Origin of the sequence: Superficieibacter sp. BNK-5, from assembly GCF_047456055.1 — a bacterium.
Taxonomy (GTDB): Bacteria; Pseudomonadota; Gammaproteobacteria; order Enterobacterales; family Enterobacteriaceae; genus Superficieibacter.
The window spans coordinates 464352-477572 of sequence record NZ_CP179893.1; the positions used below are offsets into that span (position 1 = coordinate 464352).

General features: G+C 55.2%; 13 protein-coding genes. 5 read left to right on the forward strand and 8 right to left on the reverse strand.

The window, feature by feature from the left end; genetic code table 11:
• The first annotated feature begins 35 nt into the window (after positions 1-35).
• From qseB to ACMGGS_RS02230, 4 genes are all read left to right on the forward strand, one after another.
• On the forward strand, positions 36-695 hold the full coding sequence (gene qseB / locus ACMGGS_RS02215) for a quorum sensing response regulator transcription factor QseB (RefSeq protein WP_414164871.1): 660 nt from the start codon (positions 36-38) through the stop codon (positions 693-695).
• The gene (qseC, locus tag ACMGGS_RS02220; RefSeq protein WP_414164872.1) at positions 692-2041 is read left to right on the forward strand and encodes a quorum sensing histidine kinase QseC; all 1350 of its coding nucleotides are present in this window, start codon (positions 692-694) and stop codon (positions 2039-2041) included. The genes qseB and qseC overlap by 4 nt, the downstream gene beginning before the upstream one ends.
• Before the next feature lie 106 nt (positions 2042-2147).
• Positions 2148-2729: an NAD(P)H-dependent oxidoreductase gene (locus tag ACMGGS_RS02225; protein ID WP_414164873.1), complete on the forward strand. Its 582-nt coding sequence runs from the start codon at positions 2148-2150 to the stop codon at positions 2727-2729.
• Positions 2730-2765: 36 nt separating this feature from the next.
• Positions 2766-3080, forward strand: a complete 315-nt coding sequence (locus tag ACMGGS_RS02230) for a putative quinol monooxygenase (RefSeq protein WP_176918446.1) — start codon at positions 2766-2768, stop codon at positions 3078-3080.
• A gap of 157 nt (positions 3081-3237) precedes the next feature.
• Here ACMGGS_RS02230 and ACMGGS_RS02235 read toward each other — a convergent pair whose 3' ends face one another.
• From ACMGGS_RS02235 to ACMGGS_RS02245, 3 genes are all read right to left on the reverse strand, one after another.
• Entirely contained in the window at positions 3238-4428 is a 1191-nt protein-coding gene (locus tag ACMGGS_RS02235) for a glycoside hydrolase family 88 protein (RefSeq protein WP_414164874.1), read from the reverse strand.
• Positions 4429-4439: 11 nt separating this feature from the next.
• The gene (locus ACMGGS_RS02240; protein WP_414164875.1) at positions 4440-5702 is read right to left on the reverse strand and encodes an oligosaccharide MFS transporter; all 1263 of its coding nucleotides are present in this window, start codon (positions 5700-5702) and stop codon (positions 4440-4442) included.
• Between the two features lie 225 nt (positions 5703-5927).
• Entirely contained in the window at positions 5928-7754 is a 1827-nt protein-coding gene (locus ACMGGS_RS02245) for a DUF2264 domain-containing protein (RefSeq protein WP_414164876.1), read from the reverse strand.
• Between the two features lie 163 nt (positions 7755-7917).
• Between ACMGGS_RS02245 and ACMGGS_RS02250 the strand changes: the two genes are divergently transcribed.
• Positions 7918-8766, forward strand: coding sequence for an AraC family transcriptional regulator (locus ACMGGS_RS02250; RefSeq protein ID WP_414164877.1), 849 nt, complete (start codon positions 7918-7920; stop codon positions 8764-8766).
• A 1-nt stretch (position 8767) separates the two neighbouring features.
• On the opposite strand, the gene parE is transcribed toward ACMGGS_RS02250, so the two are convergent.
• From parE to nudF, 5 genes are read right to left on the reverse strand one after another with little or no spacing between them, the layout of a single operon-like run.
• The gene (gene parE, locus ACMGGS_RS02255) at positions 8768-10660 is read right to left on the reverse strand and encodes a DNA topoisomerase IV subunit B (protein ID WP_414164878.1); all 1893 of its coding nucleotides are present in this window, start codon (positions 10658-10660) and stop codon (positions 8768-8770) included.
• Between the two features lie 27 nt (positions 10661-10687).
• The gene (gene yqiA, locus ACMGGS_RS02260) at positions 10688-11263 is read right to left on the reverse strand and encodes an esterase YqiA (protein ID WP_176918440.1); all 576 of its coding nucleotides are present in this window, start codon (positions 11261-11263) and stop codon (positions 10688-10690) included.
• On the reverse strand, positions 11263-12090 hold the full coding sequence (gene cpdA / locus ACMGGS_RS02265) for a 3',5'-cyclic-AMP phosphodiesterase (protein ID WP_414164879.1): 828 nt from the start codon (positions 12088-12090) through the stop codon (positions 11263-11265). The genes yqiA and cpdA overlap by 1 nt, the downstream gene beginning before the upstream one ends.
• 24 nt (positions 12091-12114) lie before the next feature.
• A complete protein-coding gene (locus ACMGGS_RS02270; RefSeq protein WP_176918438.1) occupies positions 12115-12537 on the reverse strand; it encodes a DUF1249 family protein in 423 nt (140 codons plus the stop codon).
• Positions 12534-13166 (reverse strand): ADP-ribose diphosphatase, encoded by a 633-nt coding sequence (gene nudF, locus ACMGGS_RS02275; RefSeq protein ID WP_414164880.1) that lies wholly within the window; start codon positions 13164-13166, stop codon positions 12534-12536. The genes ACMGGS_RS02270 and nudF overlap by 4 nt, the downstream gene beginning before the upstream one ends.
• Positions 13167-13221: the final 55 nt, after the last annotated feature.

Here is a 13221-nt window from a genome sequence, read left to right on the forward strand (position 1 = left end):
TCAAAGCGGGTGGATGGATTAACACGGAGAGTCTGATGCGTATTTTGCTGATAGAAGATGACAAGCTGATCGGCGATGGCTTAAAAGCCGGGCTGGCGAAAATGGGATTTAGCCTTGACTGGTTTACCCAGGGCGAAGAGGGGCGAGCGGCGCTGTACAGTGCACCTTACGATGCGGTGATCCTCGATCTCACCCTGCCCGGTATGGACGGGCTGGATATTCTGCGCGAGTGGCGTGAGAAGCTGCATGACGAACCGGTACTCATCCTTACCGCGCGCGATGCCCTGACGCAGCGCGTCGAGGGGCTGCGGCTTGGCGCAGATGATTATCTGTGTAAACCCTTCGCTTTAATTGAGGTTGCCGCCCGCCTTGAAGCGCTGATCCGCCGCGCTCACGGCAAATCCCGCAGCGAGCTGAGCCACGGTCAGGTGACGCTCGATCCCGGCAGTCTGATGGCAACGCTGGCCGGGGAGCCGTTGTCCCTGAAGCCCAAAGAGTTTGCGCTGCTTGAACTGTTGATGCGCAATGTTGGACGCGTGCTGCCGCGCAAGCTGATTGAGGAGAAGCTTTATTCCTGGGATGACGAAGTGTCGAGCAATGCCGTTGAGGTGCATGTCCATCATTTGCGGCGTAAGATCGGCAGCGAGTTTATCCGTACTGTTCACGGCATTGGCTATACGCTAGGTGACGCATGATGTTTACCCGACGCCTGAGCCTGGGCCTCAGGCTAACCCTGCTTTTTTTACTGCTGGCGCTAACCGCCTGGTTTTGTGCCAGTCTGGTCGCCTGGCATCAAACCACTAAGCAGCTTAATACCCTGTTTGATACCCAGCAGTTACAGTTTGCCCGGCGCATCAGCGCGATGGATTTTAACGAGATCCGCTCGCCGCAACCGCCGCTGATCCCCTCAAGAAGGGTTAAAAACGGTCATTATGATGATGACGTGATGGCCTTCACAATCTATACGCCCGACGGCGTGATGGTACTGCATGATGGCGAAAACGGCCGCGATATTCCGTTTAATTATCATCAGGACGGTTTTGAGGATGGCTATCTTAATACCGACGATGACAAATGGCGCTTTCTGTGGCTGACGACGCCGGATAACCGCTATCGCATCGTGGTGGGTCAGGAGTGGGAATATCGTGAGGAGATGGCGCTGAAGATTATTACCTCGCAGCTTACCCCGTGGCTGATTGCCCTGCCGCTGATGCTATTGCTGTTAATCGTGCTCCTGAACCGCGAACTGGCTCCGCTGAGGAAATTAACCCATACCCTGCGCCGCCGCGCGCCGGAAACGGCGGACACCCTGAGCACCAAAGGCGTTCCCAGCGAAGTTCGCCCGCTGGTGGATGCGCTGAATCATCTGTTTTATCGCACGCACGAGATGATGACCCGTGAGCGTCAGTTCACTTCTGATGCGGCACACGAACTGCGCAGCCCGTTGACCGCGCTGAAGGTCCAGACGGAGGTGGCCCAGCTTTCGATGGACGATCCGCAGGCGCGGGAAAAAGCGCTGGCGCAGCTGCATGCGGGGATCGACCGCGCCACCCGCCTGGTCGATCAGCTACTTACCCTCTCAAGACTGGATTCGCTGGACAATCTTGACGACGTGCAGCCGATTGCGCTGGCAGATTTGCTGCAATCGGCGGTAATGGATATTTATCATCCCGCGCATCAGGCGGGCGTAGAAGTCGGTCTGCAACATAACGCAGAAAACGTCACGCATACCGGACAGCCGCTGCTGCTGAGCCTGCTGGTCCGCAACCTGCTTGATAACGCCGTGCGCTATAGTCCGCCGGGTAGCCGCGTCACTATCACCCTGGATAGCCAGTGCTTTATGGTGCGGGATAACGGCCCCGGCGTTGATAACCACACGCTTGCGCGCCTTGGCGAGCGTTTTTACCGCCCGCCCGGTCAGGATGAGCCGGGGAGCGGGCTGGGGCTGTCGATTGTTCAGCGCATCGCGGCGCTGCATCAGATGTCGGTGTCTTTCGACCACGCGCCCGGCGGCGGGTTTGAGGTGCAGGTACGCTGGTGATCTGATTATTGCGTTAAAAGCAAAAGTCTTTGCACATTTTGCTAATTTCATCGTTTTATGCGCTGACGTACTATAGCGGGCAAATGCAATTCATCAGGAACCTATAATGAGCAACATTCTGATTATTAACGGTGCGAAAAAGTTCGCTCACTCCAACGGCCAGCTTAACGATACGATGACGGATGTCGCGCAAAGTTACCTGCGCGATGCCGGTCATCAGGTCCGCGTTGTGCGTGCGGAGAGCGACTACGACGTGAAAGAGGAAGTGCAGAATTTCCTGTGGGCCGACACGATTATCTGGCAAATGCCGGGCTGGTGGATGGGCGCGCCGTGGACCGTGAAAAAGTACATTGATGATGTGTTCACCGAAGGTCACGGCTCGCTGTACGCCAGCGACGGGCGCACCCGTTCCGACGCCAGTAAAAAATATGGCTCCGGCGGCCTGCTGCACGGTAAAAAATATATGCTTTCCCTGACCTGGAACGCGCCGATGGACGCCTTTACCGATAAAGAGCAGTTTTTCCATGGCGTCGGCGTGGACGGCGTATACCTGCCGTTCCATAAAGCCAATCAGTTCCTGGCCCTCAAACCGCTGCCAACCTTTATTGCCAACGACGTGATCAAACTTCCTGATGTTCCGCGCGATATCGCAGAATATCGCAAGCATCTGGCGGCGATTTTTGGTTAAATGTGGGGATTAATTGCACAAGGAGTTGAGTAAATCATGTTGACAGTCATTGCTGAAATTCGTACCCGTCCAGGCCAGCATCATCGTCAGGCAGTGCTGGACCAGTTTGCCAAAACCATTCCTCTCGTTCTTCAGGAAGAGGGTTGTCACGGCTATACGCCGCTGGTGGATCATGCGGCAGGTGTCAGTTTCCAGACCACGGCCCCGGATTCCATCATCATGCTGGAGCAGTGGGAAAGCGTGGCCCACCTTGAAGCACACCTGCAAACGCCGCACATGAAAGCGCACGGCGAGGCGGTGAAAGGCAGCGTCCTGGAGACCCATATACGTATTCTGGAGCAAGGGGTTTAATCCGGCGCTCTGCCTCGTTTGCCGGGCGGCACTGCGTTTGCCCGGCCTACGATAACTGCCATGCTCTATACCGTAGGCCCGGTAAGCGCAGCGCCACCGGGCATGACCCCACCAGCTTACCGTAGGCCCGGTAAGCGCAGCGCCACCGGGCATGGCCTCACCAGTACAACTTCCAGCTTTGCGTGATCCTGACCAGCGCCTCCACGTAAAAATAATCCCCCCAGCTACAGCACTCGTCCACGCCTTTATCACTGGCAAGATGATAAACCGAATGCTTCAGCAGGCCGTTCCCCGGCTCATTCAGCCCGGTGAGGTAGTTTTCCGTCAGCGAAGAGAAGATTTTCAGCGCCCACTGCTGATACGTTTCGCGATCCGGATCGGTTACCGGCAACTGTTTCACCAGCTCCAGTAGCCCACACACCGCAATCGCCGCCGAGGAGGAGTCGCGCAGCGCATCGGTGCCGACCAGCGCCAGATCCCAGTGGCACACGCCGTCGTCCGGCAGGCGGTTGAGGAAATAGTTCGCCAGCCGCTTCGACAGCGCCACCATGGTTTTATCGCCGGTATACAGATAACTCAGCAGGAAGCCGTAAATTCCCCACGCCTGGCCGCGCGACCAGCAGGAGTCATCCGCATAACCCTGCTGCGTATTGCCATAGCGCGCTTCGCCGGTAACAACATCCATATAGTAAGTGTGAAAAGTAGAAGCATCCGGGCGGATCAGGTAGTTGGCCGCCTGCATCACGTGTGCTTTCGCCGCCTCGGCATAGCGCGGATCGCCGGTCTGCTCAGTCGCCCAGTACAGCAGCGGCAGGTTCATATTGCAGTCGATAATCATCCGTCCCGCCTGCTCAGGATCCTTAAGATCGCCCCACGCCTGAATGATATGCGCCTTTGCATGAAAGCGCTCCAGCAACGCCTCTGCCGCCTGTAACGCAAAGCCGCGGGCCTCCCGATTGCCGGTCAGCCGCCAGGCTGCCATACAGGAGAGCGTGTATAGAAAGCCCAGGTCATGTGTATTGGTATCGTGGCGGCTGGCAATACGCACGCCAAAAGAGCGCACGTGCTTCTCGGCCATCTGACGAAACGCATCCTCACCGCTCATTTCCCATGCAAGCCAAAGCTGTCCGGTCCAGAAGCTCGTGGTCCACTCCACGTTATCCGTTAGCGGATATTTTCCATTAACGCAGGCTTCTGCCGGAAATTTTTCACCGAATTCCGTTAAATGACGGCGAATCAGTTCAAGGGTGTGATGACGTGCTGAGTTTAATTGATCTTTCAGCGCCTGCGGATCTAATGGCGCATCCGGACATTCACGTAATCTTTCCTCGGCGATGTGATTTAACATATTTCGGTTCCTTATTTAACAGTGCTATTTTCAGCGACATCATATTTTGCTCGCCCCCGCGCCTGGCAGGCGGAAAGCGTGAAAGCAGAAATAAACGTAAAGAACAGCGCCGTAGCTCCCATAATGATATAGGTGTGCTCGAAGCCAATGCGGTCATACAATATGCCCGCCGGAGAAGAGACCACGACATTACCGACATACAGCATTGCCTGATAGCCGAGTAAATACATGGTCGCGTTAACGCGCTTATCGAAATGCTCGGCGATATATTTAAATACCGAGACCAGCAGCAGGCAAATCTCCAGACCGTAAAGCGGTTTGAGAATAGAAATCAGCAGGTGAGAATCACATAGTCCGGAAATAATCAGACGCGCACCCACCAGTGCCCCCACCAGCAGCAGGCCGCGCTTCGCACCGACAGCATTGACGAAGAACGGGATCACCATATACATGATGAACTCCATGCCGGACTGCACCGTACCGAGGTAGCCGAAAATAGCGTTGCCCTGATGAACGTCATCAAAGAAGGTGACGAAATAGCGCGAGAATTGTTGCTCGGCGATAAACATCATCCACGCGACGCCTGCGACATACAGGCAAAAGGCCCAGAATTTGCGGCTTTTCAGCAGTTGCCAGACATCAGCCGGCACAATTTTTTGTTTCGCCAGGACTTCCCCTGCCTGCGCCGAATTCACGTTGACCTTCAGGCTGATTAAGACGATCAGCATAATGATCGATGCCACGCTGCCGAGGATAAAGTTATACGCCGGCGAGAGATTAAACAGCAGTCCGGAGAACGAGGATGCCACCGCCCAGCCGAGCGATCCCCACATACGAATTTGACCGAATTCCATGCCGTTCAGACGACTGAAGCGGTCGGAGTAAGATTCGCAGGCGGCAACGCCAGCATACCAGGCGAAGCTCAGGTAAATCGCCCCGACAATAATGCCTGCCAGCGTATTTGAGATTAATAGCGGCTGGTAAACATAAATAAAGAACGGGGCCATTAATGCTGACATCATGACGACAAAATAGAGCAGATATTTACTCATGCCGATTTTATCGAGAATATAGCCGTAGACAGGCTTCAGGATCACCGAGAAGATACCATTAACCGCAAAGACAGTACCGATTTCAGTGCCGCTTAAATTTGCTTTTTGCCCCAGCCAGATGGCCAGCAAACCAATACTTGCAGACCAGGTAAAAAAATAGAGAAAGATAAAGGAGCTGATTTTATAATATTCAGCTCTGTTTTTCGTTGGCGTATTTTCCATACTTTCCTCGACGAAAATAGAGTAGATAGTAAAGTCAATGTGTTGGTTTTTTGCCGGGTCAGGCCACCCTCACCCCAGGAATGGGGGCGCGTAACTCATCATTGACCACAGCGTCGTATTCTTGTCGGATGGCGGCTTCGCCTTATCCGACCTACAAAAACGTCCAGGCCGTTCTCCAGCGTAGGCCCGGTAAGCGCAGCGCCACCGGGCAGGACATCGCCGGGCTCACAGCGGTATGGCGACCCGCTTCCCGCTTGCCGGATCGGTGGCGATCATCTTCCGGTTGTCGATCGTCAGGTCCGGCACCTGCGCAAAGGTTTTACGGCTGTCGCCGCTGGCCGCCACCGCACCATAGAGCCAGCTCACGCCCACCGGAACCTCGCCGCGCAACACCGGAATGGCGGCGCATTCGGCGAACATCACGCTGCTGTTCGGGGGGGTAATAATGCAATCCGCCTGACGTTTTCCTTGCGCTGCAAGACAGCGGATGGTGCTGGCACCGTTCGCCGCCTGAACCAAACAGCCGTCATCTGTAAGTCGCGGCGTCGCTTTCATTACCGCAAAGCCCCCTTCCACGCAGGTTAACCGACGGGCACTGTCGATCCGATGCACGCGCAGGTGCCACTCGCCGCAGGGGATAAGCCAACTGTCGATATGAACATCGTTCCACGCAGACCAGCGCGAGAAGATAAAGTCCGCATGCACCTGTACCGCCTCACAGCCACGGCGGCCGCGGAAGTAATCGTCGTTCTCACTGAGCAGCAGCATATTGTCGCAGGCGGCGTGTTTTATTCCGTAGCGTCCGCGCTCGATAGTGAAACCGAAGCGGCTGGAGTAGGCGAATTTGGTGTATTTCGCTTCGGTATTAACGTAGTTGTTCAGTTCCAGTTGCCCGGAAGTCAGCATGACCACATGCTGCGATGCCTCACTATGCATCAGGATCTGCTGGGCATGCGCAATAGCGCGGGTCTCAGCCAGCTCCGGCAGCGCTTTCTCCTCCGCCTGCCAGAATGGATGCTCCGCAGGCAACGCAAGAATAAGGAAAACCTTCAGCGCCCAGTACGGCGAGCCGGGCGAGTTATAGTCTTCGCACATCGCCAGGTTGGGATAAGCGAACCCCAGCGTCAGAATGCCGTCGCGGTCAAAAATCGGCTTTTCCAGCCACCAGCGCAGATGGCGCAGGATCACGCCTTTGATTTCGCCCGGCGTGAGCACATCCAGCCCGGCAAACGCCGCCGCGCTCCAGAAGGCGACCATCGCAAAACGGTAGGTCAGGCTGCGGCCAAAAGGCACAGACGCGCCATCTGCGGCTGACATATAGATAAAATCTTCGGCAAACCGACATGAGCGCTCGCGCAATACGGCGGCGCGTTCGGGATCGTCTTCCGCATTCAGGGTGGCGTAAATCAGGCCGTAAAAATGAAACGCCATCGAGATGTAATAATCTTTCGGTCTGCCGGGACCGTCTGAGTACCAGCCGTCGCCAAGATAGTAGGCTTCCATCTGGTTAAAGCGGCGCTCAACCGCCTGTTGATCCCACGGCAGCCCGGCGCGCTTAAAGCCCAGTTGCACAATGATGGCGAAATAATTCCAGTTGCTGTCCGGCATTTCAGCATCGGTGATTTGATCCAGCCAGCGATGCAGATTGCGCAGTTCGCGCTCGCTAAAGGCGTCGGTGAGCTTATCCTGTAGCAAAGCCAGCCCCAGACCATAGGCCGCCATCTCCACCAGCCGCTGATCGTAAGGCCCGGTTTCGCCCCAGTAGTCTGCACTTTCTGGATCGGTGCCCAGCCGGATGGCATCTAAATATTTCCGGCTCAACGCCGTTTCGACACCACCTGCCAGCAGCGGGAAAAGCCCCCATAACGCACGTGACAGGCCTTCCATATTGGCGATCCCTACGTCGTAATGCGCGCAGGTATTGCCCAGCGGAAACTGCGCGCTGTCGGCAGGAAATTGCTTATCCAGCGCATCAAGCATCGAGACCAGTGCCGCGATAACGTCGTCGCGTGAAGACAACGATATTGATTTTTCTTTTTTCGCCGTAGCCATTGGTTTGTCCTCTACGAAAGTGGCTAAAGCATAGAGAATCGCGACCTCTCAGAAATGTTACCCACGTCACAACTGGATTATTTAACTGAACCACCTATTGAGAAAATTTAAAATAGTGGTTTATTTATGAATTACAGGTCGTGAAAATTTAATTTGGTTGCACATGAGTGAAAACTGGAATGCCGAACGTCTGGAGCTGATTGCGCTGAACGATACTGTCGTTTCGTTTAGCCGCCTTTTTGCGAATACCGTTCGCTACCATCACTGGCATCAGTGTCTGGAAGTGTTGTATGTGGAGGAGGGTTTCGGCGTGGTGATGGTCAATAACCGCCAGTACACCATGCGGCCGGGGCGAATGTTTTTCTTTCCACCGTTTACCATTCATAAAGTGATGGTAGACGAACAGGCGCAGGACAGCTATCGCCGGACCATCATTCATGTCGATCAACATGTCATTGCCAAAACGCTGCGCGACTTCCCACAAAACCAGAGCTGGCTGCTGGCGCTCTCCGCGCGCGGCGGCCAGGCGTTTGTTGCCGATCTCAGCGAAATACATTCGCATCTTGATGCTCTGTTTAGCCGCTACGCGCAGAGGGCGGCTGAGACCGGTTTGAATACGGAAAATGTCGCCTGTCTGCTGATCATGTTATTCAGTATGCTGCCGCAGGATCGGGAGAAGATGCCGGAGAGCCATCGGGGGATTGCCAGTGAGGTAATGTTCTGGCTGGAAGAGAATTATCGGCATAAGTTTAGTCTGGAGAGGCTGGCGCAGGATCTGCAAAAGTCACGCAGCTACGTCTCCCGCCGCTTTCATCTGGAAACGGGGGAGAATATTCACGACTATCTTAATACCATCCGCCTGCGCAAGGCCTGCGAGCTGCTTTTACACAGCACATTGAGCATCGGCGAGATCGCCTGTCAGGTCGGCTTTTCCGATGTCACCTGGTTTATAACATCGTTTAAAAAGGGGATCGGTGAGACCCCCTTGCAGTACCGGAAAAGCCACCGGTGAATTAGCCGTCAATCTCTGCCAGGTCGCCTTTCTCCTGCAACCAGTTACGGCGGTCTTCAGAGCGTTTTTTGGCGAGCAGCATATCCATCATCGCGTTGGTGCGCTGGTCGTCTTCGTCGCTGATGGTCAGCTGCACCAGGCGACGGGTGTTCGGATCGAGCGTCGTTTCGCGTAGCTGCATCGGGTTCATTTCGCCCAGGCCTTTAAAACGCTGAACGTTCGGCTTGCCTTTCTTGCGTTTAAGCTGCTCCAGCACGCCGGTTTTTTCCTCTTCCGTCAGCGCGTAGTACACCTCTTTACCGAGATCGATACGATACAGCGGCGGCAGCGCAACGTGAACGTGGCCGTGTTTCACCAGGGTGCGGAAATGCTTCACAAACAGCGCGCACAGCAGCGTGGCGATGTGCAGTCCGTCGGAGTCCGCATCCGCGAGAATGCAGATTTTGCCGTAGCGCAGCTGGCTGAGATCTTCACTGTCCGGATCGATACCGATGGCCACCGAAATATCATGTACTTCCTGCGAAGCCAGCACTTCGTCGGAGGACACTTCCCAGGTATTCAGGATCTTGCCTTTCAGCGGCATGATCGCCTGATATTCACGGTCACGCGCCTGCTTGGCCGAGCCGCCTGCGGAATCCCCTTCCACCAGAAACAGCTCGGTGCGGTTGAGATCCTGCGCGGTGCAGTCCGCCAGTTTCCCCGGCAGCGCCGGACCGCTGGTCAATTTCTTACGTACCACTTTTTTCGCCGCACGCAGGCGACGCTGAGCGCTGGAAATCGCCATTTCAGCCAGCATTTCTGCGGCCTGTACGTTCTGGTTTAGCCACAGGCTGAAAGCGTCTTTCACCACGCCAGAGACAAACGCCGCGCACTGACGAGACGAAAGTCGCTCTTTCGTCTGCCCGGCAAACTGCGGGTCCTGCATTTTGACCGACAGCACGTAGGCGCAACGGTCCCAGATATCTTCTGCGGAAAGCTTCACGCCACGCGGCAGAATATTGCGGTATTCGCAGAATTCGCGCATCGCATCCAGTAGCCCCTGACGCAGACCGTTAACGTGGGTGCCGCCCTGCATGGTCGGGATCAGGTTAACGTAGCTCTCGGTCAGCAGCTCGCCGCCTTCCGGCAGCCATAACAGCGCCCATTCGACGGCTTCGGTGTCGCCCGCCAGATTGCCGACAAACGGTTTTTCCGGCAGCACCGGCAGACCGTTTACCGCCTCGCTGAGATAGTCGTTGAGACCATCCTCATAGCACCAGCGCTGTTCGGTGTTGTTGACGTTATCTTTGAAGGTGATTTCCACACCGGGGCAAAGCACCGCTTTGGCCTTCAGCAGGTGCGTCATGCGCGAGACAGAGAAGCGTGGGCTGTCGAAAAAGCTTTCATCCGGCCAGAAATGAACGCTGGTGCCGGTATTACGTTTTCCGCAGGTGCCGACCACCTTTAACTCTTCCACCTTGTCGCCGTTTTCAAACGCGATCTGGTAAATCTGACCGTCACGACGAACCGTCACTTCCACGCGCTTCGACAGGGCGTTGACAACGGAAATCCCCACCCCGTGAAGACCACCGGAGAACTGGTAGTTTTTATTGGAGAACTTGCCGCCCGCATGCAGACGACAGAGGATCAGTTCAACCGCCGGGACACCCTCTTCCGGGTGAATATCCACCGGCATACCGCGGCCATCGTCAATGACTTCCAGCGACTGATCGGCGTGCAGAATGACGTCCACGCGCTTCGCGTGGCCCGCCAGTGCTTCATCGACACTGTTATCAATGACTTCCTGGCCCATGTGGTTAGGGCGAGTGGTGTCGGTATACATTCCCGGACGGCGGCGAACCGGCTCAAGCCCGGTGAGTACCTCAATGGCATCAGCGTTATATGATTGCGTCATGGTGTTTTCGTAAGTCGTTCTGGCTGCTTAGCGCAGGCCCAGAAAATCGATAATCTGTGAGAAATGATCGTCAAAGCCAACAAATGCGTGATTGCCGCCCTCTTCGACGGTCTGGCGGCAGGCGTCAAAATAATCCACCGCCTGACGGTAATCAAGCACCTCGTCCCCGGTCTGCTGTAATAACCAGATAAGATCCGGCGCTTCCAGCGGGTCGATTTGCATCACTTTGAGATCGTAAATATGGCGAGACTCTAGCACATATTGCTGGCCTGTGTAGGGATTCTCGTTATGCCCAAGATAATCCGCCAGCAGTTCAAAAGGACGCACGGCCGGATTGACGACCACTGCCGGTAACATAAAGCACTGCGACAGCCAGGTGGCGTAATATCCCCCGAGTGACGAGCCGACAATACCCAGCGGTTGCCCCCCCAGCTCCAGCACCAGCGACTCCAGCAGTTCTGCGGCCTGTGCCGGGAAAACGGGCAACTGTGGTGTCACCATCCGGATCTCAGGATAGTGTACCGTTAGCCACTCCCGCAACGCGGTGGCCTTCGCCGAACGCGGCGAGCTATTAAAGCCGTGCAGATAAAGAAGCGTAGACATCAATATCCTTCTGAACCGGTGTCCGGGCTAAATTGCGTGCTCTGTAAACGGCAGACTTCCGTTATCAGAGTGCCATCGTCATGTAACTCCAGCCAGCGCCAGCCGGGAGCAATGGTGTCCAGCGTAAAGTTGGCGCAATGCGGCTTAAACTGAACGCAGGTAGAAGGTGTTGCCATCATGCGGCGACCGTTCCAGTCGAGGTCCAGCTCCTGATGAATGTGCCCGCACAACATGTGCTTCACGCGGGGAAAACGCGCCAGCACGTTATCCAGCTCCTGCGCGTTGCGCAGACTGTGCTGATCGAGCCAGCCACATCCCGCCGGTAGCGGATGATGATGAAGCAGCAAAAGCGTATGCCGATCGGTGGATTCCGCCAGTTTGCGCTCCAGCCACTCAAGCTGGAATTCGCTCAGCTCGCCGTGCGGCACGCCGAACACCTGGCTATCGAGCAGCAGAATTTGCCAGTGGTCGCCCACCCATACCCGCTTTGCCGGGGAAATTCCCGCGTCCTGAAGCGCGCTGTACATGGCGGGCTGAAAGTCATGATTTCCCGGCAGCCAGACGCAGGGTGCGGCAAAGCCTGCGATACCCTCAGCGAAATGCTGATAGGCCGCAGCAGACTGATCCTGAGCTAAATCCCCTGTCGCCACAATGAGATCGCATTCACGCTTTTCAGCATGAATGGCGGCCAGGACCGCCTGATAGCTTTCCCAGGTATTCACACCCAGTAGCGTCTCGTGTTTTTGGGCAAACAGGTGAGTATCAGTGATTTGCAGTATCTTCACTTTGGCCCCACCAGCCAAAGGAAGCGTTAACAGGCTTTCCAAATGGTGTCCTTAGGTTTAACGACGCTATAAAACCGGAATCGCCATCGCTCCATGTGCTAAACAATATCGTAGCCAGTCGGCTAAAAACTGATTAATTTGATGCTTTTCGTCGCGTTGATGCAACTTTTTATTCGGATAATCATACCGCGCTTTGAAACGAAAGATCTGCTGAGTTGAACACACTTCCGCGACCATAGCGTCATGATACAGTCGAACCGACATGGATGGCAGGCTCCAGTAACTGACGGCGGGCGCGGTTTGTTCAATTTCTACCAGCGTAGTGTAGCGGGTAGATTCCTGTATCGTTAACCGGTACTGCGCGTTGGCCACCTGATAACTTGCGGTTTCGCCCGGCGCATCGTTACGCGGCAACAGGCGGCGGAGCTGGGCGAAATTGGTTTCGCACAGACGCATCATTTCGGGGAAATCAGGTGTATAACGCTTCATTTTTTCCACTCATTCATTAACTCTTGATAGTGCAGTTGTAGCCATTGCAGGGCGATGACTGACGCTGCGTTGTCGATTTTCCCCTCTTCAACCCACTGATAAGCCTGCTCCCGACTTACCACATGAACCCGAATATCTTCGTTTTCATCAGCCAGACCGTGAATCCCTTCCGCCGTCGTGGCGTCCACTTCCCCCACCATTAAGGAGAGGCGCTCGCTGGTGCCACCCGGACTTGCCAGATAGCTCATAAATTTTTTCACCCGACCCACGTCGAGACCAGCTTCTTCGACTGCTTCGCGGCGTGCAACCTGTTCTACGCTCTCGCCTTCTTCAATCATTCCGGCGACCAGTTCTAACAACCACGGGCTTTCGCTGCTGTCGTAAGCGGCGATACGGATCTGCTCCACCAATACCACTTCGTCGCGCACCGGGTCAAAGGGTAGCAAGACGGCAGCGTGGCCGCGTTCAAAAATTTCACGCCGCACTTCACCGCTCATTTCCCCGTTAAACAGACGATGGCGAAAGCGGTATAAATCGAGCGAAAAAAAACCGCTATACAGTGTTTCGCGTGCAATAATTTCTATATCATTTTTTGTGTAAGTTACCGCCAGTCCATTTTGTCTGGTCATGATTATCTCCGGGTGACAATAGTGATGAAATTATGGATTTCTCGCCAGTTTAACT

Coding starts and splice junctions, on each gene's coding strand:
- qseB (WP_414164871.1), top strand. CDS start 36: ATGCGTATTTTGCTGATAGAAGATGACAAGCTGATCGGCGATGGCTTA.
- qseC (WP_414164872.1), top strand. CDS start 692: ATGATGTTTACCCGACGCCTGAGCCTGGGCCTCAGGCTAACCCTGCTT.
- ACMGGS_RS02225 (WP_414164873.1), top strand. CDS start 2,148: ATGAGCAACATTCTGATTATTAACGGTGCGAAAAAGTTCGCTCACTCC.
- ACMGGS_RS02230 (WP_176918446.1), top strand. CDS start 2,766: ATGTTGACAGTCATTGCTGAAATTCGTACCCGTCCAGGCCAGCATCAT.
- ACMGGS_RS02235 (WP_414164874.1), bottom strand. CDS start 4,428: ATGTTAAATCACATCGCCGAGGAAAGATTACGTGAATGTCCGGATGCG.
- ACMGGS_RS02240 (WP_414164875.1), bottom strand. CDS start 5,702: ATGGAAAATACGCCAACGAAAAACAGAGCTGAATATTATAAAATCAGC.
- ACMGGS_RS02245 (WP_414164876.1), bottom strand. CDS start 7,754: ATGGCTACGGCGAAAAAAGAAAAATCAATATCGTTGTCTTCACGCGAC.
- ACMGGS_RS02250 (WP_414164877.1), top strand. CDS start 7,918: ATGAGTGAAAACTGGAATGCCGAACGTCTGGAGCTGATTGCGCTGAAC.
- parE (WP_414164878.1), bottom strand. CDS start 10,660: ATGACGCAATCATATAACGCTGATGCCATTGAGGTACTCACCGGGCTT.
- yqiA (WP_176918440.1), bottom strand. CDS start 11,263: ATGTCTACGCTTCTTTATCTGCACGGCTTTAATAGCTCGCCGCGTTCG.
- ACMGGS_RS02270 (WP_176918438.1), bottom strand. CDS start 12,537: ATGAAGCGTTATACACCTGATTTCCCCGAAATGATGCGTCTGTGCGAA.
- nudF (WP_414164880.1), bottom strand. CDS start 13,166: ATGACCAGACAAAATGGACTGGCGGTAACTTACACAAAAAATGATATA.